The sequence below is a fragment of the Paenibacillus thailandensis genome (assembly GCF_042685365.1).
GTDB lineage: Bacteria > Bacillota > Bacilli > Paenibacillales > Paenibacillaceae > Paenibacillus_AP > Paenibacillus_AP thailandensis.
The window spans coordinates 225,184-247,842 of sequence record NZ_JBHUMY010000043.1 but is presented as its reverse complement, the minus strand read 5'-3'; the positions used below and the strand labels follow the sequence as shown (position 1 = coordinate 247,842).

Below are 22,659 nucleotides of genomic sequence, written 5' to 3'. Positions count from 1 at the left end.
TACAGCCGAAGTCGATTTTTGCCTGAAGACGACCAAGAAGCGAAGCCTATTACAAAAGGAGGATGGCATGGACGCAATTGCGTATTACGATCGTTTGAAAAATCAATACGCCTCCGTTCCCGAAGGCGAGCCGTTTGCGCTGCCGATCGAGGAGCTTGCCGAGGCGCTTGGGTGTACGCGAAGGAACGCCCAGCTCGTGCTGAAGAAGCTGGAGGCGGAAGGCTATGTCGAGTGGCGCCCCGGACGGGGGAGAGGGCATCAATCCCGGCTGGCGTTTCTCGTCTCCGACAGGGAGCTTTTGCTGCGCAAAGCAAAGACGCTTGTTATGCGCGAGAGCCTCGGCGAAGCTTGGAAGGTGCTCGGACAGCTTCGCGCGGACGACAGCCTTAACGGGCAGTTCGAGGAATGGCTTGCCGGTCTGTTTGGCGTCCGGCAGGACGCGGAGCGGCAGGACGTGCTTCGCTTCCCGTTTTACCGGCCGGTTCCGGCTCTCGATCCGGCGAGTGTGGTGAGCCGGGCCGAAGCCCATTGGGTGATGCAAATGATGAACACGCTCGTAGCTTGGTCCGGCAAGGAGCGGCGAATCGTACCGCAGCTTGCCCATGCTTGGGAATCCAACGACAGCTGTACGGAGTGGACGTTTTATTTGCGCAAGGGCGTACGGTTTCACAACGGCAAACTGCTGACCCCGGAGGATGTGATTCATTCGTTCGGACGGGCGTTAAACGGGCCGGTATGCCGTTGGATGGGAAAGGTTATCGCGTCCATGCGCCCCGCGGGAAAGCACGGCGTTTCGTTTAGCTTGAACGAGCCGGTCTCATCTTTTCCCCATTTTATATGCACAGAGCATTACTCCATTGTTCCCGTGGGATGGAACGGCGAAAACCCCGGAATGCCGATCGGTACCGGACCGTTCCGCATCGTCAAAAATAACGAGTCGATGCTGGCGGTCGAGGCGCACGAGCACTATTACGAAGGACGTCCGCATTTGGACCGGATCGAAATGTGGGTATGGCCCAACTATCAAGGCGAACTGGACCGCCATATCGATGAACGCGACATGCAGCTGCTTTATTCCGAGGGCCAATTAAATAGGGGAGGTTATACCCGTCCGGTTCTCAAACAATTGGAGCAGGGCAGCACTTATTTGACGTTTAAATTGAATAAGCCCGGACCTCTCCGGGACGAGCGGTTGAGGCGGGCGCTGCATTACGGCCTCGACCGGAGGCGGATGGTTCATGAGCTCGGGGGAATCAGGGAGCGTCCCGCAGCTGGATTTTTTATTCCTTCGGCAGAGGAGAGCGCCGATTTGGAAGAGGAAGGCGGATACGATTACGACCCGGAGCGGGCCCGGGAGCTAGTGGCTGCGTCATCGTACGAAGGCGAGACGCTTAGCCTGTACACTTATGAAATGAGCATAGAGGATGCCGAATGGATGATCCGGGAATACGGCCGATTGGGCATTCGGATGCGCATGGTCAAGCTGCCGGTCGAACAACCTTCATCCCCGGCCGTGCTGGCCCAAGCGGATATGGTTTTATCGGGCGAAGTGCTGGGCGAGCAGCCGGATATATCCATGATCGAAACGTACAGCCGGGACAACGGTTTCGTGCGCAATCATTTGAGCCCCGCCGAGCGGCAGGCGCTTGATCGGCTCATTTCGGCTTGCCTGCGGGCGGAGGACGCCTCTTCCCGGCTTTTATTGCTGACCGAATGGCAAGAAACGATGAAAAGGGCCTGTAACGTCTTGTTCTTGTACCATTCCGTACAGGTGGCGGGCCATCACCGCTCGCTGGGCGGCGTCGCCATGAACGCATGGGGCAAAATCAATTACAAGGACATATGGGTTCGGCCATGAGCGGCGGCTTCGGCTCGCGCTGACTGTGTAAGAAAGACGCTCCATTAAGGCATGGGGTGTCTTTTTTGTATTTGGAGTGCCGCTTCGCCGCTATTGTAAAATATTTACTGAGTGAAGAGCGCGGACCTCCGGCGATAAATAAATGTAAAAAACATCCAGTCTTTTAAAGGAATAAATTTACAACCCCATTCTCTCTCCCTCACCCTTCTTAACGGTAACATGCGGCTTCCGGGGCGCAAAATCGGCCTCTTTTTGGCAAATTTCCTCTTATTATCGCATTTGAAAGGCCGATCCGGCTCGAATAAGTGGAGGTTTCGTCGTTGTCGATGCGTTTGGGGACGGTCATGGCCATCGCCGAAGGAAATAAGAAGCAGGAAACAAAGGGGTGCAACGATCGAAGCGGGAAGCATGGTATCGGGCTCGCTGCATCATACTAATACGGACCTTTGAGACGATAGGAGATGACGGCGAATGAAGGAATGGAACGAAAAGGAGCTGCTGGACTTTGTGGCGAAGGAGACCGGGCTCCACGAAAAGGATGTCGCGCTTGTTCTAAAGCATGAACAGTCGTACATCGATAAAGCCGAGGTGAATGCGGAAGGCGAGGCCGAGATCGACGGCGACGAGCTTGTCGATTACATTATGAGCCGGCCCGACGTACAACTGAACGAGCTTGAAATCGAATCCGTCCTGGATACGGAGATGGATTATTTGGCCGATAAAGGGCTGGCCGGGCCAGTCGGCTAATCCTTGTTTGTCCAAGGCCCCGGCTATTACTGGGTTTGGGAATATTTAACTGAGGGCCGGAGCGGCATGGCGAAGCCTTCTCAAATGTAAATATTATACATGAAACGATTGGATAAAATTTACATACAAGAGATTGCTCCCTCACCCTTTTGGACGGTCTTATGCGGCTTCCGGGGCCTAAAACCGACCTCATTTTACCAAAAACGCCGAAAATCGCAGCCTTTGCATCGCGGATGTTCTCGGTCCGTCGGTTATTTTGCCGAATCGAAATGCCGAACGGACAACAAATGGTTCTGGGGAAGCCGGCTCGATCTAAAGCAGCCGCTTGACGGCTCACCGGTAATGGTCCGGGGGAGAGGTGTATGCCTGTCTAACGTTCCGACGAGGACTAGCAGGAAGCAAGTCCAATAACGATTGGTTTGACACGGGTACGGGCAGACTTTGGCTGTAAATCGCTTAGCCTTTCGTACATACGGGCGCTTTATCGCCTGCGTCCTCGCGCAAAAAAACGGTCGCAAAAGGTTGAAAATCGATAAAAATCGTAAAGATTCGAAAAGGGGATAAATGCGAAAAAACCGCCTTTCTGAAAGGCGGTTTCACAATTTGTCGGTTTATCGCGATTGGGTGATTATCGTTATTTGTTCTTTTTCAAGAAGCGCGTCTTGATAAACCAGCCTGCGGCGGCAAGCGCAATAACGGCGATCAACGCGTAAGCGACGTTAGAATAGACGTCCATATATTCGACGATCGTTTCCCACGAATCTCCCAGGACGGAGCCCAAATACACGAGAATCGTGTTCCATATAACGGATCCGAGGACGGTCAACAGAAGAAAAGGAACGATCTTCATCCGCGACATCCCGGCCGGAATCGAAATGAGGCTTCGAATGAGCGGGATCAACCGGCAGAAGAACACGGTCCATATCCCGTATTTGTCGAACCAGGCATCGGCCTTGCGAATATCTTCTTTTTTCAGCCGCAAAATATGGCCCCATCGTTCGACTATGCGCTCCAGACGGGTGACGTCCAGCAGCCGTCCGACCGCATAGAGCGCCAAAGCCCCGATGACCGAACCGAGCGTGGCCGCGATAATGACCCCGATGACGGTAAGGTCGGAATTCGTCGTCATAAAGCCCGCGAACGTAAGAATAACCTCGGAAGGGATGGGCGGAAACAGGTTTTCCAATCCGATCAGGAGGAATACGCCCAAATAGCCGAAATCGCTCATAACTTCCGTAATCCATTGTTCCATACGGTCTCTCCTTATTCTCTTTATATTTTTTAAAGTGTCGTACCTGCGGCGAATTCGTCTGCGCCGATCGTCAAGCTGAAATTGATAATCTTCTGAATCAGGGCATGCGCAGCGGATTCTTTCTTCTTTCTGCTTTTACTATAGGCGGTTTGCGAGCTTCCAACCATCTAGGCAGCCGAAAGAGAAGTGACATTTTCGTCACTTGGGCAATGCCGCTTGCGGACGTGCTCCGAACACTTACGTTCGAGCGGCCGCGAGGTTTCATGATTTAGGGTAAAGAACAATGGAGGAGAAGGGGAAAACCGCCATTGAGCCGAGGGCCGATTTGTTATATGATGAAAGCTGCGCGAGTGGGCGGATCGCCCGTATCCGCGCAAGGTTCCATTATCAACTTCAAGCGAGGTAAGCTATGTATCCTAGAGATCTTTCTTATAAAATGCCGCCCGAATGGGCGCCGCATACCCGTTCTTTTATTTCGTGGCCGGTTAAGGCGTCGATGGTGCACCCGGACAATTACGAAACCGTCTGCGCCGGTTATGCCGCCACGATTCGCGCCATGGCCGAATTCGAGCCGGTTACGGTCATCGTGAACGAAGAAGACAAAGCGAAGGTTGAAGCTTTGTTTGCCGGCAACGATCGCGTAGATTGCCTCGTCGTTGAGCATAATGATGCATGGCTGCGCGATAACGGGCCGACGTTCGTCGTGAACGACCAAGGCGATGTCGCGGGGGTGAACTGGAAGTTCAACGCCTGGGGCGGCAAATATTCGCCGTGGGATCTGGACGATGCGGTTGCGCCGCAAATTATCGAGCACTACGGGAAGCGCCGGTTCGACGCTCCGCTTGTTATGGAAGGCGGCTCCCTGCATGTCGACGGCGAAGGCACGCTGCTGACGACGGAAGAATGCTTGCTTAATCCGAACCGCAATCCGGAGCTGAGCCGGGAACAGATCGAGGAATACTTGAAGCGGTACTTGTCGGTGGAGAAGATTATATGGCTGAACCGGGGCCTAAGCGGCGACGAAACGGACGGCCATGTCGACAACGTGGCGTGCTTTGCCGCGCCGGGCAAAGTCATTATCCAGGTGTGCAACGATCCGTCGGACGACAACTATGCGATTTCGCAGGAAAATTTGCGGATATTGCGCGAAGCGACCGACGCGAAAGGCCGCAAGCTTGAAATTATAGAAATCGAGCAGCCGCCGTACCGCGAGTATGACGGCGACCGCTTGACGCTTAGCTACTTGAATTTTTATTTTGTGAACGGCGGCATCGTGCTGCCGGTGTTCGGCGGGGACGCGGAGGAGACCGACCGCAAGGCGGTTGAGGCGCTTCAAGCGGCGTTCCCCGACCGCGTCATCCGTACGGTAGACGGAATGGCGGTTATCGCCGAAGGCGGCAACGTGCATTGCACCACGCAGCAAATGCCTTAACCATGTTTCGGCAAAGCGCGATGCTTTCGAAGCAAAATTAACCTTTAGGAGGGAATAAGCATGAGAAACGTAACGGTAGCGGCAACTCAAATGAGCTGCTCTTGGAATATCGAAGACAATATCCGCAAAGCGGACAAGCTTGTCCGCGACGCGGCGTCGCAAGGCGCGCAGATCATTCTGCTGCAGGAGCTGTTCGAGACGCCTTACTTCTGCCAGAAGGAGAAGGCGGATTATTACCGCTACGCGACGGAACTGACCGACAACAAAGCGATCAATCATTTCCGCCAGCTGGCGAAGGAGCTGCAGGTCGTGCTCCCGATCAGCTTCTACGAGAAGCATAACTATGCGCGCTACAATTCCCTTGCGGTGATCGACGCCGACGGCGAGGTGCTGGGCCTGTACCGCAAGAGCCATATTCCCGACGGCCCGGGATACGAGGAGAAATTTTATTTCAACCCCGGCGACACGGGCTTTAAAGTATGGAATACGCGTTATGCCAAAATCGGCGTAGGCGTCTGCTGGGACCAATGGTATCCCGAAGCCGCCCGCGCGATGGCGCTGATGGGAGCGGAGCTGCTGTTCTATCCGACGGCGATCGGCTCCGAGCCGCAGGACAGCACCATCGATTCCAAGGATCATTGGCAGACGTGCATGCTGGGACATGCGGCGGCGAACCTGATGCCGGTTATCGCTTCGAACCGGATCGGCACGGAGACGGACGAGGATATGAGCATCACGTTCTACGGATCTTCCTTTATCGCGGGTCCGCAAGGCAATAAAATCGTAGACGCCGGACGTACCGAGGAGTCGGTGATCGTCGCCGAGTTCGATCTCGACCAGCTGGAGAACCAGCGCCTCGAATGGGGCATCTTCCGCGACCGCAGGCCGGATCTGTACGACATTATCGGCACGTACGACGGATCCACACGCTTTAAAAAATAAACTAAACCGAAGGGGATGCCTCCGTCGCTTCGCTTATGCGAGCGGGAGACATCCCCTTTTTTCGTTAGTTTATTGCCGCCGCCTACCGGCATTGATCCGGTTGGGACAGTCAGGCGTGAGGCGTTTATGGTTAGAAGCCTAACCCGGCTTTTGGCCTCGGATCAGGAAGCTTGCTCCTCGAACAGCCGCGCGATTTCGACGATGACCTGCACCGCTTTTTCCATCGATTGAACGGATATATATTCGTATTTGCCGTGGAAGTTTTCGCCCCCGGCGAAAATATTCGGCGTCGGCAGTCCCATGTAGGACAGCTGGGAGCCGTCGGTGCCGCCGCGGATCGGCTGAACGATCGGCTCGACGCCGACGTTTCTCATCGCCTGCTTGGCGATGTCGACGATGATCTTCACCGGCTCGATTTTGTCCCTCATGTTGTAATACTGGTCGTACATATCAAGCGCAATGTTCTTTTCCCCGTATTGGGCCTGAAGCTCTTGCACGATAGCGCGCATATTCGCCTTCCGTTCCTCGAACCGGTTCCGGTCGAAATCGCGGATAATGTAGTACATGCGGGACTTCTCGACGTCGCCCTCGAGCGACAGCAAATGATAGAAGCCTTCGCGGCCGTCCGTATATTCCGGCGCTTCTTCCCGCGGAAGGCGGGCGTTCAGCTCCATGGCGATTTTGACGGAGTTGACCATCTTTCCTTTGGCCGTACCGGGATGGACATTGGCGCCGGTTATCGCAATTTTGGCCGCGGCGGCGTTAAAGCTTTCGTACTGCAGCTCGCCGAGCGGGCCGCCGTCGATCGTATAGGCGTATTTGGCGCCGAAGGCGGCGACGTCGAATTTGTGCGGGCCGCGCCCGATTTCCTCGTCCGGCGTAAACGCGACGCGAATGGCGCCGTGCTTGATTTCGGGATGCTGCGCCAAGTAGCGCATGGCGGTCATAATTTCGGCGATCCCCGCTTTGTCGTCCGCGCCGAGCAGCGTCGTGCCGTCCGTCGTGATCAGCGTTTGTCCTTTGTAGGCCGCCAGCTCGGGGAAGCTATTCGGCGACAGAACGACGTTCAGCTCCTTGTTCAATACAATGTCTCCGCCGTCGTAGTTTTCGACGATTTGCGGATTGACGCCCGCGCCGGTAAAGTCGGTCGCCGTATCGAGATGGGCGAGAAATCCGATGACCGGTACCCGTTTGTCCGTATTGGCGGGAAGGGTAGCCATCAGGTAGCCGTTCTTGTCGAGGGATATATCCGTGAGGCCGATGGCCTTCAGTTCGTCCGCCAATTGCTTGGCTAGGACAAGTTGGCCGGGAGTGGAAGGGCAAACGTCGTTATCCTCGTTCGACTGGGTATCCAGCCGGGCATATGACGTAAACCGTTCGATCAGTTCGTCGCGTATCGATGACATGGCTATCGGTCCTTTCGTTTCCAATCATTTGATCTTATCTCATCATACCATGTCCGTTAGCCTGGATGAAGGGAGACGATTCTGTGCGGCCGGTCGAAAATCGTCAGGACCGGGAAAGCGGCAAATAAACGCCCGCTTAAAGGGGAACGGTAATAAGCAAGCCGCGTTGGTTAGTGGCATCGAAGTGCACGAGGAGGTGAGCGTATGGGCAGAAGGAGCAACAGAAGGCTGCTTGTGCCGGAAGCGCGGAGCGGCATGGAAACCTTCAAGGCGCAAGTGATGCGAAGCGAAGGCTATGCCGTTGATCCAAGCCGCCCGGAGGAAGTGAAATACGAGGTTGCGTCCTCGCTGGGCATACCGCTGCAGCATGGCGATAACGGCGAGCTCACGACGGAGTCGGCCGGCAAGATCGGCGGCAAAATCGGGGGAACGATGGTCCGCGAGATGATTCGCCTGGCGCAGGAGCAGCTGAACCGGGACAAGCAATAGAAGGCGAGGCTTCCGCGCGGCGGCGGACGGTTCGTTCGGGCCGCGCGGAACGCTTCACACTTCAGGTTTTAACCGCAGACGCGCCACAAGTAAAACGTCGCGTACGCTTCCCATCCCGACCAGCCGGCCGCGAGCCGCATAATTTCCGATTTCGACGGCTTCGCCTCCGAGCCGATGACCGTTTTGATCGCGTTGTGCAGCCCGACGTCGTCGATCGGAAAAGCCGCCTTCAGCCGCAAGCATCTCATCATGACGTAGTTGGCCGTCCAAGGGCCGATGCCTCTTAAGCCGACGAGGCTTTTTTCGATTTCGGCAACGCTCCCTTTCGCCAGAAGCGATTGCTTGTCCAGCCGTCCTTCGGCCATCAGCCTTGCAACGCCGATCAGATACTCCGACTTCCGCGCCGTCAGCTGGAGCGGGGTCAAGTCGCCGACCTCAAGCTCCGCGATGCGCTGCGGCTCCGGAAACATCCACAACGTATGCCCCTCCGTCTCCGCGCTTTGTCCGAACGTTTGGACGAAACGTTTTTTGAGCGTATAAGCAAAAGCCAAATTGATCTGCTGCCCGATAATCCCCCAGCATAACGCTTCGAACAAATCCGGTATGCCCATCAGCCTAAGTCCGCGAAACCGGCCGGCCGCGCCCTGCAGCAAAGGATCGGCGTCCGCCATCGCATAAAAGGGCTGCAGCTCATGGTCCAGATCGAACCATTCCCGTACGTAACGGGCCGCTTCGTCCTTATAATCGATCCGCGCGGCGTCCGCCTCCGCCGGATTGAATGCCGCCTCGGCTTCGCCGAGCGTCTCGATCCGGACGTCGAGCCCGGGTTCGACGTCCTCCGCTTCCCGTATTTCCAGCAGAACGGGCCGATCTCCCAGCCGGACGGCGCGATGGATGACGCCGCCGTCCGCGATCCGGTACAAGCATTCGTCGGGCGATCGCCGCAAATAATCCAGGTTATGCGCGTAGCTGAACGGCTCCGCCGCGGACAATCGAATAAATTCGCCGTTAGGGCGTTGAAGGGTCATAACTCGTCTCTCCCCGCTTTTGTCGTGTTGTATTAGTTTTACCATAACCCGGCGGCGAATGCTGTTGAAATGTTGCGCTCTCACTCTCGCCCGCTATCTATCCGCCAAGCCGCTTTGGTATAGTGGAGAAGGAGGTGCATGACGCGATGAAACCGTCCTTGGAGCTGAACGATGAATTATGGCTGGCCATCGTGGAGAACAATGAGGCGTACAACGGAAAATTTTTTTACGGGGTGGAAACGACGGGGATCTTCTGCCGGCCGTCCTGCGTTTCCCGGCAGCCTAACCGCAGCCATGTCAAAGTGTTCGTCTCGCCCGGCGAAGCGCTTGAAGCGGGATTCCGCCCTTGCAAACGATGCGAGCCGACCGCGGCGGCGCTGCCGGAGGAAAGCTGGGTCGATTCCGCCGCCTTCTGGCTCGAGACGCATTACGCGGAAGCGTTGACGCTGAATGTTCTGGCGGAAGCGATGCACCTAAGCCCCTATTATTTGCAGCGGACGTTCAAACGGGTAAAGGGCGTTTCGCCGACCGAATATTTGCAGGAAATCCGCATTAAGCAAGCGAAGCGTTTCCTCGCCGAAAGCGGCGGAACCGTCGCCGATATCGGCCTTGCGGTCGGCATGCGGAACCCGGCTTATTTCGCCGCCGTCTTTCATAAGCAAACGGGCATGACGCCTACGGAATATCGTGCGCTGGCGCAAAAAGCCAAGCGGAAAGGAGATGAGCCGCGATGAACGGACGGAAGGAGAAGATGGCAAGCTTGGCTGAGAACGTCTATTGGGACGAGCTGCAAGCCGGAGATTGGCGGATCTATATCGCCTGTACGGAGAGAGGCTTGTGTTATGTGGGCACGCCAAACGATTCGTTCGAGACGCTGTCGGCTTGGGTTCAGGCCAAAATGCCGCAAGCGAAGCTGGAACGCAGGGAAGAGAAGGTCGCCGGCCTGAAAAACGGGTTAGCCGCTTATTTGCGCGGCGAAGCCGCCGATTGGCGTTGTCCGCTCGATCTGCGGGGAACGGACTTCCAGCGCTCCGTCTGGAACGCCTTGATGGCCGTCCGACCCGGCGAAACGGTGTCCTATTCGGACATTGCGGGACAGCTCGGAAGGGCGGAAGCCGTCCGCGCGGTCGCTTCGGCCATCGGCGCCAATCCGGCGCTTGTCGCCGTGCCGTGCCACCGGATCATCGGCAAGAACGGCGCCTTGACGGGCTACAGGGGCGGCTTGCCGATGAAGGAGCGGCTGCTTCGGCTGGAGCGGGAGGGGGTTGCAGCGTCAGGCGCAGCGGCGCTCGCCGCGGGCGATCGCGTTGCGCCGGCGCGTTAGCCGGAGAGAAAGCATGGCGCAGCGTGGCGCGGCGTAGTGTGGCGTGGTGCGCCCAGCGCGCCACGCGCCCCGGAAGCTTGCGGATGCCGGGCACTCTTGAAAGCTCGCAGGCATTTGGTACGGCCTATCCTCCGGCGATCGCCGAATGCAGACGGGCACTCGGATGACGCATTCAGCCCGCCGTGCCGTCCGGAAGCTCGCGAAGGCTGCGCGCATCCGCCATATGGGCCACGCCTTCCTCGCATAATCCGTACGGCTGCCAGCGGCAATCGCGGCACAGCACGCGAATATCGGCCGGCCGCAGCGATTGGCCGACGGCCGCGCAGACGTCCTTCCAGCGGAAGCTGTCCCCTGCCTTTACGCCGAGCCTCGCCGCGATTTCGCGGTCCTTCCTGTAGACGCTTGCGTTCTCGCAATGCGAAGGCTGGTCCTTCGGGAATGCGGCGCATATGTCGTCGGGCCCTTCGATGAGCTCGATCAACGTGTCCGGGTCCGTTCTTAACGTTTCGTAGACGGCGGTCATATTGGCGCAGAAGCCGTCGGAATAGCCTTTGCCGCGATAACCCATTAGACAAAGCAGATGATGCCCTCTTAATCGAACCGCCACTTTCGTCACGCCTTTCTATTGTCAACTATTCTCAATTGGTTACAGGTTAACATATGGGGAGTTGTCCCATCAATGCCGCAAATTAAAAACAACCGGAGAAAACGGGTTTCTCCGATTGTTTTTTTGCTTTTATCCGTAATAGGAAGGACTCCGTTACTGCGGCTGCAAAGCTCCTTGCCTCTTAAAGCGGCGCTGGATGTACAGCAGCCTGACGGCAAATCCGGCGGCCGCGCCGGTCAAGCCGATCGTAATGCCGACCCAGAAGCCGAACGGGCCGAAGCTTGTCCAAGCCGACAGCGCGTAACCGGCCGGCAGGCCGACTCCCCAATAGGCGGCTAAAGCGATGATAAACGGGACGGCGGTATCCTTATAGCCGCGAAGCACGCCTTGCAGCGAAGCTTGGGCGGCGTCGGACAGTTGGTAGAACACCCCGAACACCAGAAATTGCATCATCATCCCGATGACTTCCGGGTCTTGCGAGTACATCCTCGCAATTTGCCCGCGGAACAAATACAGGAAGACGGAAGTGAAGCCGAGCAGCCCGATCGCTGACCCCACTCCCAGACGGCTGTAGGCCCGCGCATTCTGAAGACGGTCCGAGCCGACTTCGAAGGCGACCAGAATCGTTAGGGCCGATGCGATGCTAAGCGGGATCATGAACAGCAAGGACGTAAAGTTGATGCTCGATTGATGGGCCGCAACCGTCGCCGTATCGTACATCGACCCCATCAGCAACGTCACGATGGAGAAGATGCTCGCCTCGAAAAAAATCGACAGACCCATCGGCACGCCGAGGCCAAGCTGCTCCTTCCACGCTTTCCAGGACGGCTTGAACCATTGCTTGAACAGCCTGAACGAACGCACCGCTTCGATGCGGAACGTCATGAAGACGCTCAGCGCCAGAATGAACCAATACGTAATGCCGGTCGCATAGCCCGCGCCGACGCCGCCAAGACGCGGAAACCCCCAGTTGCCGAAGATCAGCAAGTAGTTCAGCAGCACGTTCACGGGGACGGCAATGACGGTAATCGTCATCGTAACGCGGGTATAGCCTTGCGCGTCAAAAAAATACCGGATGACATTCGAAGCGAACAACGGCACGATGCCCGTACACAACCCGATTAAATAATGGAAGGCGATGTCCTGCACATTGCGCTCCAGATTCATGGCTGTCAGAACCGGCTGCAGCACCAAGCCGCCGATGAGCAGCACCGCCAGCGCCAATAGGACGGACAAGTATAACGCCTGCGCGACGGTGCGGGAAATTTGCCGCCGGTCCTGACGGCCCAGCAATTGGGCGATCATCGGGGTTATCGCCATCAGAATGCCGTTCAATCCGACGGATACCGGCATCCATAGGCTTGCTCCGATGGCGACGCCGGCCAGATCGGCCGTCCCGGCGCGGCCGGACATCATCGTATCGAACATCGTCATCAAGTTGTAGCTGACTTGCGTCACAAGTATAGGCAGCAGTATCGTCAAAAACAAGCCGATCCGCTGTTTCCAGGTTGTTGCGTGATACATGTCTGAAAACTCTCCAATCTGCCGGACAAGCGCCGTCCACCAGGCCGCTCTTGCCCGAGTAAAAGGTAATAGGCCGTTTTTCGTTTCTTCAAAAAAACCGCAATTTTTTTATTATACATGAATTTGGAGGGGGACGCGAGAATGGACACGCGCGGATTTTGAGCCTGTTGGATTGATTCTGCCTTGGATGCCTGTTATAATTTTCCTTAATAAAGGTCCGTAGCTCAGCCGGCAGAGCAGGTGACTCTTAATCATCAGGTCGTGGGTTCGATCCCCACCGGGCCTATATCCTGGCAGCATGACGATAACCGTCGTGCTGCTTTTTTTGTGTCCCGCGCCGTCGCCCATCCGGCCGGGCAAGCCGTGATCTTTTCAAGCCGGACGGGGAATGTTACCCTTAGATTATCAACAATAAAGCGCATTCAAATGAGGTTATGGAATGAGATGGAAATGGTTAATCGTCCTGCCGCTATGCTGCCTGTTGACCTCTTGCGCGGCGTTCGGCGGCGGTCCGACATACGAAATCGTTTATGAACTGAAAGGCGAAACCGCCGGCTCGACTCCAACGTCCGGCTCCGCCGAGCCGGGAGGGGATCGGTATACGATTGCCCTCGTCCCCAAGTCGACGGACAATCCTTATTTCAAGGTCGCGAACGACGGGGCGCAGGAAGCGGGGGACGATCTTGGCGTCGAGGTGTTGTATCAAGGGCCCCGGACGGCCGACGCGGCCGGGCAGGCGAAGACGATCGAGGCGCTTGCGGATGCGGGCGTCGATCTGATCGCCGTCTCGGCGAACGATCCCGATCTGCTGGCTCCGGCCCTTAGGCGCGCGCGGGAGAAGGGGATAAAGGTCGTGACGTGGGATTCCGACGCCAGCGCGAATGCGAGGGATTTTTTTATCAATATGGCGGACCCGGAGACGCTTGGACGTCATCTGATGGACACGCTTGCTTCGCATACGGGGCAGAGCGGCGAGTTCGCCGTGCTGACTGGGGCGCTATCCGCGGCCAATCTGAACGAGTGGATCAAATGGATTCGCGTCCAGCGGGAGCAGTATTATCCGGGCATGAAGCTGGCGGAGGTCGCGCCGACCGACGACGACCCGCAGAAAGCTTACGCCGCCGCCAAGCAGCTGCTGGAGGAGCACCCGAATCTGGCGGGCATTATCGGCAACTCCTCTATTGCGACCCCGGCGGCCGCGCAGGCGGTGCAGGAAGCGGGGAAAGCGGGGGAGATCAAGGTCGTGGGCTTGTCGACGCCGGTTCTGATCGGCCCGTATTTGCGGGACGGCTCGGCGCAGATGGCGACCTTGTGGAGTCCGAAGCGGCTCGGTTACTTAACGGTAGCTTTGGCGAAGCAATATTTGGACGGGACGCTCCCCGAGAACGGCCAATACGTGCGGAACGTCGGCAGCATCCGGGTGAACGGCGACACGGTCATTATGGGAGAACCGCTCGATTTCACGAAGGAGAACGTGGGGCAATATGATTTTTAAAAGCAAGAAGCGGATTCGCCCGGAAATCCGCAAGACGCTAAGCGGAGCGGGGCTTGCCCGGCGCATATGGCCGCTTGGGGACGCCCGGCTCAGCACGAAGCTGATCGTCGCTTATTTGCTGCTGACCGTCGTGCCGATGTCGCTGCTCGGTTTAATCTCCTACCGTCAGTACATGCAGTCGATCGAGGAGCAGAACGGCGAATATATGCCGAAGCTGCTCCGGCAGGCCGGATTGGGGATCGAGAGCCGGATGGACGAGCTGGCCGCGCTGCCGGAGCAGCTCGCCTCTTCCGAGGCGGTCATGACCATTTTGCGCAAGGAATCGGAAGGAAGCCGGGCGGATGCGAACCGCGACCGGTTTACGGTGAACAGCTTTTTGGCCAGAACGTATTTGGAGGGCGGCAATCCGGACGTGCTCGGCGTGTTCGCCGTTTCGGGAGGGCGGTTGTTCGCCAGCTCGAGGACGCCGTATGCCGGGCTTGACGGAGACCGGGCCCAATGGCTGCAAGAGTTGAACCCGGAGCTTGGCCGGCATGCCCGGATTCTGCTTCCCGGCGACGCCGGCTTGACGTTCGGGGACGGCGAGCCTTATGTGCTGCTCGTTCGGCAGCTTCACGACGCGGACAACCAGCGGGCGCTCGGCACGATGCTTATTGCCGCGGACCTGTCGTTTATGGACGAAGCGGCCAGCCATTTGAACTTAACCGGCGATGCCGTGCTCCGGCTGCAGACGGCGGAGGGAGCGATCGTTTACGACAGCGGCGCGGCACGCATCGGCACGGTCGATCCGGAAGCGGCCCGTTACCCGACCCGCAACGGCAGCTTTGTTCGGACGGACGGGAGCGAAGCGGCCCTTGTCAGCGTAAGCGAATCGGAAACGTACGGCTGGCTGCTGTCGTACAGCGTGCCGATGAAGGCGCTGACCGAACGCACCGACCTGATTCGGGACGTGACGATCGCTTTGTTTATCGGCTTCGCGGCCGTGACGACCGTGATCTCGATCGCGTTCGCCCTGAATGTGACGCGTCCGCTCAAACGGCTCAGCGGGTTGATGCGGGAAACGGAGCTTGGCCGGCTTCGCCGGGCGGACGAGCGGGAGCTGAAGGGCGCCGAGGTCGGGATGCTGGCGCGAAGCTTCAACGCGATGGTGTCGACGATCGAAGAGCTGATCGACAAGAACGTACGGATCGAAACGAGCCAGAAGGAAGCGGAGCTGTACGCGCTCCAGTCGCAGATTAACCCGCATTTTATATACAACACGCTGGAGACGATCGGGATGGCGGTCGAAGAAGGAGAGCGGGAGTCCGCGGTCGAGATGGTCACGCTGCTCGGCCGCATGCTCCGTTTCTCGGTCGGCAACCGCTCGAAGTTCGTGACGGTGGAGGAGGAGCTGAGGAACGTGAAGGACTATCTCGCCATACAACGGTTCCGGTTCGAGGACCGGCTCGATTATGCGATCGAAGAGGACGGCGCTTCCGGTCTGGATCGGATCTTCACGCCGAAATTCGTTTTGCAGCCGATCGTCGAAAATGCGGTCAAGCACGGACTCGAAGCGCGAAGGCGCCTCGCGGTAACGATCCGGGCGGAGCTGATTCGCTTGCCGGAAACCGGAGAGGAGCGGCTTGTGTTTACCGTCATGGACAACGGACCGGGCATTCCGGAGGACAAGCTTGCGGAGCTGCGCGCGCAGCTGTCCGGCGGGGAACGGCTGAAGAAGGCCGATTCCGGGCTTGGTCTGGCGAATGTCCACGCCCGCATCCGGCTTATGCTGGGAACGGATTACGGACTGAGCCTCGAAAGCGGGACGAAGGTGGCCTTGCGGCTGCCGGCCTTGCTCGGCCCGCAGCCGGAACACCGATTGACTGGGGAGGGGGATCGCTGAATGAGCGCGATTAAAGTGATGATCGTCGACGACGAGCCGCGCATCCGGCGCGGCGTCGAACGGCTTGTCGCCTCCTGCGGCGGCGGGTGGGAAGTGGTGGCGGCGCTTGGCGACGGAGCCGAAGCGCTCGAATATATGCGGAACCATGACGGGGGCGTGGATTTGCTCATTACCGACATCAAAATGCCGGAGATGGACGGGCTTGCCCTGATCAAAGAAGGACGGAAATCGTACGGATTCAGCCCGCTGCTGCTGACCGGCTATGACGATTTCGAATATATGCAGACCGCCTTGCGGGAAGGGGCGATCGATTATTTGCTGAAGCCGATCGACCGGGAGCAGTTCCGTGAGCGGCTCGCCGCCTTGAAGGAGCGGATCGAGCGGGAACGGCTGAGCAGGCAGCGCTGGGCGGAGCTTAACCGCAAGGCGGGCCAGCTGGAGGAGATGCAGCGCAAGCAGGCGCTCGCTTATATTACGTCGTCGGCCGGCGAGGATTTGTCGCATCTCGGCTTCTGGACCGACGATTTTCCGCGCGGTTTCTATGCGCTCCTGTACGTCGGCTTGGACGTCATGCCGGTCAAAACGCGCGCCTATACGGAGAAGGATTGGCAAGCCTTCTATTACGCGCTCGACAACATCATCGACGAGATCGTATCGGGGCCGTCCGCCCGAACGCCGATGACCGGCGCGGAAGCGGGAACGGGCGGCCGGCGCGCCGTATCGTCGGAGGAAGATACGGCCCGGCCGGGGAACGGCGGCGGTTCCGGCGGACAACGTCCGGCCGGGGAGGAGCGCGGCGCGTTCGGCGAGGCGGAGGATGAAGGGCTGTCCGAGCCTGGTGAAGGATACGCATTCTGGGATGCCGTAATGCCGCCTGCCGGTTCCCGCGGCTGGTCGTGGCGCGGCCGGGCGTCGGATTTCTGGGTGCTGCTTTATTGTCCCGCGAACACGGGCGGGGATGCGCTCGACGGCTATGCGGAAGCGGCGGCAGACGCTATCCGTGCGGCCGTCCGCGCGTATACGCCTTTTACGGTGTCGGTCGCTTACGGCGATTGGCTGGAGGATTTGTACTTGCTCCCCGGCGCGAAGCGGGAGGCGCAATCGCTTATCCATTACAGGCTGCTGCAGGGCGGCAACCGCAATTTCACCCCCAAGTCGGCGGCAGCGCAAAAAAACGGAGCTTCCTCCGGCAAGCCGGAGGCGGAAACGAAGCTGCCCGAGCAGCTGAAGCAGGCGATCGGCCAAGGCAGGCCGGACGAAGCCGCTTCGCTTGTCCGGTCGCTGCTCGAGACGTTGGAGCGGATGGGCTCGCCCGCCGAGATTCAGAGCGTCGTGCAGAACGCCATCGTGCTGCTCCACTCGGTAGGCATCGAAAGCTGCGGCCAAGCCTGCTTTTCCGTCGAGGAAGCGCTGGAAGCGGCGAAGCGGGCCGTCCGGCTTCAAGATTTGCGGGCGGTGCTGGAAGGGCTGATCGAAGCTTCGCTGCGCCAGATCGAGGCGAAGCGCGAGAAGAACAGCATGCTGCCGGTCGAGCAGGCCAAAGCTTTCATCGAAGAGCATCTGGCAGGAGACATTACGATTCGGCGTATCGCGGAGCATGTCTACATGAACCCGAATTATTTCTGCCAATATTTCAAGCTGCAGACCGGCGAGACGGTGCTCGATTACGTGACGCGCCGCCGCATGGAGCTCGCCGCGAAGCTGCTGGGCGACCCCGGAATCAAGCTGCAGGAGCTGAGCGAACGGGTCGGATACCAGAATCCGAAATATTTTGCCCGGCTGTTTAAAGCGTGGAGCGGCGTCACCCCGTCCAAGTTCCGGGAGCGTCTTCTGCAAGGAGAATGAACATTCTGAATATTGTGCCCCTCATCTGAGAATCGTAGCCTTTGTGGCGGTCCGGCGTTCCCTTATCATAAAGGTATGAAAGAGCTTACATTGGTTCTTTGACCAAGCGAGGGGGAAGCGCAAATGGCATTCGCACCAGGCAGCAAAAAGACGACCGGCATGAAAGCTACGGCGTCGGTCGCCATGTCGAACTATATCGAGGCCGGTTCCATCGTGGCCGGCGCAGGCGGATTGTCGTTATGGACGGAATATTTGAACTTAAACGATTTTTCGGTGGGACTGCTCGGCGCGGTCAGCGCCAACGCTCTCGGCGCCGCGATCGGCGCTTTGGTCGGCGGGCATCTGTGCGATAAATACGGGCGCAAATTCATCTACACGTACGATCTGCTCGTCTATATGCTCGGGATGCTGCTGATCGTCTTTTCCTTTAACTTCCCGATGCTGCTGATCGGCTACATTATCGTCGGTCTGGCGGTTGGCGCCGGGGTGCCGGCGTCCTGGACGTATATCGCCGAAGAAGCTCCCGCCGAGCAGCGGGCGAAGCATACGGGCGCGGCCCAGCTGGCATGGTCGATGGGTCCGGTTATCGCGCTGCTGCTGTCGGTGGCGCTCGCGCCGATGGGGCTGCTGGGCAGCCGGCTTATTTTCGCCCATCTGTTCGTCGTTGCGTTCATTACGTGGTACATTCGTCAAGGCTTGTCGGAGTCGAAGGCGTGGAAGGAAGACAAAGCGAAGCTTCAAGCGGGAAATGAGCAGGAGAGAGTCTCCCGCCAGTCGATCAAGGAGTTTTTCAAGCATAAGGCCAACCGGAGCTCGCTCCTTATATTGCTCGGCGTTTATCTGTTCTGGAACTTGACGGCGGGCGCGATGGGTTTTTTTATGCCGTACATTTACGAGACGGTCGGCGGCATTTCGGCCGATCACGCGAACCTGCTGCAGGCGGTGCTGTGGATCTTTACGGTATTGTCCAGCTACTTCGTCTTCATGAAGATGGGCGACAAGCATAACCGCCGGATGCTGTTCGCGGTGTCCGCCGTTATGGGCATCGTCGCGTGGCTGCTGCTTACCTATATCAACATGAGCATGCCGGTATTGTTCGCCTTCGTGCTGCTCTGGGGCCTTGCGGCCGGATTCGGGGCGCAGGCGTTCTACGGGCTGTGGGCCGGCGAGCTGTTCCCGACCCGGTATCGGGCCCGGGCGCAGGGCATCATGTTCTTTTTCGCCCGGCTTGCCGTGGCGGTCTGGAGCCTCATTATGCCGACGCTGATTACGAAGCTGGGCTTCGCGACGGCCGGCACGATCATGATCGTGTTCCTGCTCGTCTCCGCAGTCATCGGCATCGCGTTTGCGCCGAACACGCAAGGCAAAACGCTGGCGCAAATCGAACGCGAGCGTTACGGCGAGCTTGGGGCCGGAACGGGTTTCGGCGGAGCAGGCAAAGATACGGTTGCGACGGCGGCCGGACGGCCGGTTAACGGTTGAGGATAGCCGCCGGCCGCGTGCCGAACGAGAAGGCGCCCCGAATGGGGCGCTTTTTATTTTCGGGGCTTGTCCCGAGAGGTGCAGAAGTGCACCGCACGGCTGCGAATAAGGCGCCGAAGCGCCCCATGAGGTGCAGAAGTGCACCACACGGCCGCAGAAAAGGCGCCGAAGCGCCCCATGAGGTGCAGAAGTGCACCGCACGGCTGCGAAAAAGGCGCCGAAGCGCCCCATGAGGTGCAGAAGTGCACCACACGGCCGCAGAAAAGGCGCCGAAGCGCCCCATGAGGTGCAGAAGTGCACCACACGGCCGTGGAAAAGGCGCCGAAGCGCCTGATGAGGTGCAAAAGTGCACCTCATGTGCGCCTGCCCGCCGAGTGGCGGAAGCTAGGCGTTTTCCCGGTACTCGGTAGGCGTCATGCCCGTTATTTTTTTGAACACTTGCGTAAAATATTTCGGGTCCTGGTAGCCGACGAGAGGAGCCAGCTGATACACCTTAACGTCCGTATTTTTCAGGATATACTTGGCTTTCTCCATCCGGCAATGGGTGACGTATTCCAGAAACGTGTAGCCGGTTATCTGCTTAAACAGCGTGCAGAAATGGCCGGCGCTCAAGCCGACGAACTCCGACACCTCGTCGATGCCGAGGTCGTTATGGTACCGGTTGTCGATATAGTTGCGCGCTTTCTCGATTGCCGCGGCCGCGTCTTCATGCCGATTGCCCGCTACGACCTCTTCGATCCATCCGGCAAGCGCGCCGCCAAGCTCGCCAATGGCCATGCGGAATGTAGACGCATCCTCCAGGCGCTGCAGCAGGTCGTCGGCCGAATGCTCGATCTTCAAGTTCAGATGCTCGAATTCGCGGCGGGCGACGACCGCCATTTCGACGATAAACCGCCGGACCAGCTCTTTGGGGGCGGCCATCGCCTCCAGCTCGGTCCGCATCTCGTCCAGCACCGCATGCGTGCGCGGAATGTCCAGCGTCCGGATGCATTCGATCAGGCTTTGCTCGAACCGTTTCAGCCGCGGCCGGGAGCCGCCGTCTCCGTCTCCGTCATGTCCGGGCGTTGCCGGCCCTTCGTCCAGAAACGCGCCTTCCTGACCGGAATAAAACCGCTGATAAAACGCCGCGCATGCGCTCTGGTAGGCGTCGTTGAGCCGATCGATGCCTTGAACGCCGCGGCTGATGCCCACGGAGCAGGACAGCTTGGAGTACCGTTTAATCAAATAAACGATGTCTTCCCCCAGCTGCCGCTTGGCGGCCGCCGCCGCGTCCGGAAACAGGACGATCCACTCTCCGCTATGGAACGGGAAGGCGGCGAGGCCGTCGTGAGTGGCGGACCATTCCTCGAGAATGTTGCGGACGGCAAACAGCCACAACCGCTTCTCCTCCGGCGTCCATTGCTTGTTCATGGCGCTGTAGTGGTCGAGCCGCACGACCGCCATGTAATAGGGCTGCTCCAGCATGCCGCTTTCCAGCCAGCGCAAATGCTGCAGCGGCCGCTGGTTCCCTTCGATCAGCTCCGCGAACATCCGCTCGCGGGCGAGCAGCGACAGCGCCTGCACCGAATGCATCAGCTTCTCGGTTTCTTCCTTCGCTTGCCGATCCTTGTCCAGCCGCCGTACCGCCTTGCGGATCATCTCGGTCAGCTCGTCATGGTCGATCGGCTTGAGCAAATAATCGAACGCGCCCTGACGGATCGCCTCGCGGGCGTAATCGAATTCCCCGTACCCGCTTATGACGATAAAAATCAGGTTCGGCCGGGACTTCATCACTTCGCCCATGAGCGCTATCCCGTCAATAGACGGCATGCGGATATCGCTCACGACGATGTCCGGCTTCGCTTCGCGGAACAGCTTGAGCGCCTCCTCGCCGTTCCGCGCTTGGCCGGCGATGTCGATGCCCAGCTCCCGCCACGGAATGGCGGCCTCCAGGCTGCGGAGAATGATCGGCTCGTCGTCGACGAGGACCGCTTTATAGTTCGGACGGTTCATTCGTCCAATGCCTCCTTTAAGAGCTGCGCCTCAGCTTCCAATAAGCCTCCGAAGCTTTGTCGAGCTGCATTAACGCTTCCTCGCCGGATATTGCATTCGACAGCAGCTTGTCGAGCACGGACAGGAACGACTTTTTGACTTCCGGCGACAGCACGTTGTCGTAAGCGACGAAGCTTGATTCGCTTTCCTGCATGAACTTGGCGACTTGGTTGAAAACGGGGCCGGTCTTTACCGGATCGTAGTCGATCGTCATGGAAGGAATCCGCGCCGCTTCATAAACGAGGCGGGCTTGCGCTTCTTCCGTATAGACCGCCTTCAGAAACTCCAGCGCCGCCTCCCGCTGCGCTTCGGTCAGGTTGGAAGACAAGCCGATTCCGATGGTGTAGCCTCCGGCTATCGAACGGGCTTCTCCCGCCTCAAGCGACGGAAACGGCATGACCCCGATGTCGCGCTCGAAGCCGTCCGGCGCGCTGTCCGATCGGAACAGCGTAATGTCCCAGCTGCCGCCTACATACATCGCCGCTTCCCCGTGCGTAAACATCCGGATCGCTTCCTCCGTCGACGCGCTCCCCGGGCTGCCGCCGAGCGCGCCTTCCTTCGACCACTGCTGCAGCAGATCGAACGCTTTCAAATAGCCGCCGTTCCGGAAGGAGGCGCCTTCTTCGCCCCGGACGAGCTTCTCGATAAGCTCCGGTCCGGCAAAGCGGTCCATCAAATAATGGGCGTAAACGCCGGCGGGCCATTGCTCCTCGTTGCCGAGGGCAAACGGGGTATAGCCGCTTGCGCGCAGCTTGCGGACGGCCGCGTTCAGATCATCCAGCGTCTCCGGCGGCTCGATCCCAAGCTTGCCGAAGATGCGGCGGTTGTAATAGAGCGGCTCGGCATGTCCTTCGAACGGAAGCCCGTACACCCCCTGGCCGTCCTCGCCCTTCCACAGATGGAGATCCTGAAAGGACAGCTGATTCTGCTCGACGAAGCCGGACAGGTCCATCAGCCGGTTGGAGCGGATATACGGCTCCATCTCCGCTCCCGCGAACAGAACGAACATTTCGGGCGGCGTTCCCGTCACCATCTCGCTTTTCAGCTTCTGCTCGCGGTGCACCGTCTGGTCGATCCCTTCGAAATTTACCTTGACGTTCGGATGCGTCCGCTCATATTCGTTCACGATATCTTGAAAAATCCGCAATACGGGCAGGTCATGCTCCTTTGTCCAGAAATGCCGGAACGTCAGCGTTACCTTGTCCGGCTCCTGCGGCTTGACCGGCTCGCCCGTTCCTTTAAAGCTATAGATAATGACGGCCGACAAAGCGATGCCGTACAGGACGATCCATCCGTATCTTTTGTAATGGCCCAT

General features: G+C 58.5%; 18 protein-coding genes and 1 tRNA gene. 12 read left to right on the top strand and 7 right to left on the bottom strand.

The annotated features are described in order from the left end of the window. The first annotated feature begins 67 nt into the window (after positions 1-67). Entirely contained in the window at positions 68-1,858 is a 1,791-nt protein-coding gene (locus ACFSW5_RS25360) for an ABC transporter substrate-binding protein (protein WP_379279840.1), read from the top strand. Positions 1,859-2,329: 471 nt separating this feature from the next. After that, positions 2,330-2,605, top strand: coding sequence for a hypothetical protein (locus ACFSW5_RS25355; RefSeq protein WP_379279838.1), 276 nt, complete (start codon positions 2,330-2,332; stop codon positions 2,603-2,605). Positions 2,606-3,239: 634 nt separating this feature from the next. On the opposite strand, the gene ACFSW5_RS25350 is transcribed toward ACFSW5_RS25355, so the two are convergent. After that, positions 3,240-3,857 carry a DedA family protein gene (locus ACFSW5_RS25350; protein ID WP_379279835.1) on the bottom strand — a complete coding sequence of 206 codons (618 nt, stop codon included), beginning with the start codon at positions 3,855-3,857 and terminating at the stop codon, positions 3,240-3,242. A gap of 409 nt (positions 3,858-4,266) precedes the next feature. Between ACFSW5_RS25350 and ACFSW5_RS25345 the strand changes: the two genes are divergently transcribed. Both ACFSW5_RS25345 and aguB read left to right on the top strand, forming a co-directional pair. Then, complete coding sequence (locus tag ACFSW5_RS25345) at positions 4,267-5,289, top strand: agmatine deiminase family protein (RefSeq protein ID WP_379279833.1); 1,023 nt, start codon at positions 4,267-4,269, stop codon at positions 5,287-5,289. Positions 5,290-5,349: 60 nt separating this feature from the next. Further along, positions 5,350-6,231: an N-carbamoylputrescine amidase gene (gene aguB / locus ACFSW5_RS25340; RefSeq protein ID WP_379279830.1), complete on the top strand. Its 882-nt coding sequence runs from the start codon at positions 5,350-5,352 to the stop codon at positions 6,229-6,231. Positions 6,232-6,392: 161 nt separating this feature from the next. On the opposite strand, the gene pepT is transcribed toward aguB, so the two are convergent. Beyond that, positions 6,393-7,628, bottom strand: coding sequence for a peptidase T (gene pepT, locus ACFSW5_RS25335; protein ID WP_379280252.1), 1,236 nt, complete (start codon positions 7,626-7,628; stop codon positions 6,393-6,395). 213 nt (positions 7,629-7,841) lie between these two features. Here pepT and ACFSW5_RS25330 point away from each other — a divergent pair, with 213 nt between their 5' ends. Beyond that, positions 7,842-8,126, top strand: coding sequence for an alpha/beta-type small acid-soluble spore protein (locus ACFSW5_RS25330; protein ID WP_379279828.1), 285 nt, complete (start codon positions 7,842-7,844; stop codon positions 8,124-8,126). 68 nt (positions 8,127-8,194) lie between these two features. Here ACFSW5_RS25330 and ACFSW5_RS25325 read toward each other — a convergent pair whose 3' ends face one another. Then, positions 8,195-9,154, bottom strand: a complete 960-nt coding sequence (locus ACFSW5_RS25325; protein ID WP_379279826.1) for a DNA-3-methyladenine glycosylase family protein — start codon at positions 9,152-9,154, stop codon at positions 8,195-8,197. Between the two features lie 146 nt (positions 9,155-9,300). On the opposite strand from ACFSW5_RS25325, the gene ACFSW5_RS25320 reads away from it, so the two are divergent. Next, entirely contained in the window at positions 9,301-9,888 is a 588-nt protein-coding gene (locus ACFSW5_RS25320; RefSeq protein WP_379279823.1) for a bifunctional transcriptional activator/DNA repair enzyme AdaA, read from the top strand. Further along, entirely contained in the window at positions 9,885-10,478 is a 594-nt protein-coding gene (locus ACFSW5_RS25315) for a methylated-DNA--[protein]-cysteine S-methyltransferase (protein ID WP_379279820.1), read from the top strand. The genes ACFSW5_RS25320 and ACFSW5_RS25315 overlap by 4 nt, the downstream gene beginning before the upstream one ends. A 172-nt stretch (positions 10,479-10,650) precedes the next feature. Here ACFSW5_RS25315 and ACFSW5_RS25310 read toward each other — a convergent pair whose 3' ends face one another. Both ACFSW5_RS25310 and ACFSW5_RS25305 read right to left on the bottom strand, forming a co-directional pair. Next, the gene (locus ACFSW5_RS25310) at positions 10,651-11,085 is read right to left on the bottom strand and encodes a DUF1284 domain-containing protein (protein ID WP_379279817.1); all 435 of its coding nucleotides are present in this window, start codon (positions 11,083-11,085) and stop codon (positions 10,651-10,653) included. A 153-nt stretch (positions 11,086-11,238) separates the two neighbouring features. Next, complete coding sequence (locus ACFSW5_RS25305) at positions 11,239-12,609, bottom strand: MATE family efflux transporter (protein ID WP_379279815.1); 1,371 nt, start codon at positions 12,607-12,609, stop codon at positions 11,239-11,241. A gap of 213 nt (positions 12,610-12,822) precedes the next feature. Here ACFSW5_RS25305 and ACFSW5_RS25300 point away from each other — a divergent pair. The 5 genes from ACFSW5_RS25300 (at position 12,823) to ACFSW5_RS25280 (ending at position 19,313) form a co-directional block, all read left to right on the top strand. Next, positions 12,823-12,895 (top strand) — tRNA-Lys (locus tag ACFSW5_RS25300). Positions 12,896-13,048: 153 nt separating this feature from the next. Beyond that, entirely contained in the window at positions 13,049-14,104 is a 1,056-nt protein-coding gene (locus tag ACFSW5_RS25295; RefSeq protein ID WP_379279810.1) for an autoinducer 2 ABC transporter substrate-binding protein, read from the top strand. Continuing rightward, positions 14,094-15,986, top strand: a complete 1,893-nt coding sequence (locus tag ACFSW5_RS25290; protein ID WP_379279806.1) for a cache domain-containing sensor histidine kinase — start codon at positions 14,094-14,096, stop codon at positions 15,984-15,986. The genes ACFSW5_RS25295 and ACFSW5_RS25290 overlap by 11 nt, the downstream gene beginning before the upstream one ends. Next, positions 15,987-17,831: a response regulator transcription factor gene (locus ACFSW5_RS25285; RefSeq protein WP_379279804.1), complete on the top strand. Its 1,845-nt coding sequence runs from the start codon at positions 15,987-15,989 to the stop codon at positions 17,829-17,831. It abuts the gene before it with no gap. A 123-nt stretch (positions 17,832-17,954) separates the two neighbouring features. Next, positions 17,955-19,313, top strand: coding sequence for an MFS transporter (locus tag ACFSW5_RS25280; RefSeq protein ID WP_379279801.1), 1,359 nt, complete (start codon positions 17,955-17,957; stop codon positions 19,311-19,313). Between the two features lie 384 nt (positions 19,314-19,697). Here ACFSW5_RS25280 and ACFSW5_RS25275 read toward each other — a convergent pair whose 3' ends face one another. Together ACFSW5_RS25275 and ACFSW5_RS25270 are read right to left on the bottom strand one after the other, a co-directional pair. Next, positions 19,698-21,305, bottom strand: a complete 1,608-nt coding sequence (locus ACFSW5_RS25275) for a response regulator (RefSeq protein WP_379279798.1) — start codon at positions 21,303-21,305, stop codon at positions 19,698-19,700. A gap of 16 nt (positions 21,306-21,321) precedes the next feature. Beyond that, a complete protein-coding gene (locus tag ACFSW5_RS25270; RefSeq protein WP_379279796.1) occupies positions 21,322-22,659 on the bottom strand; it encodes an ABC transporter substrate-binding protein in 1,338 nt (445 codons plus the stop codon).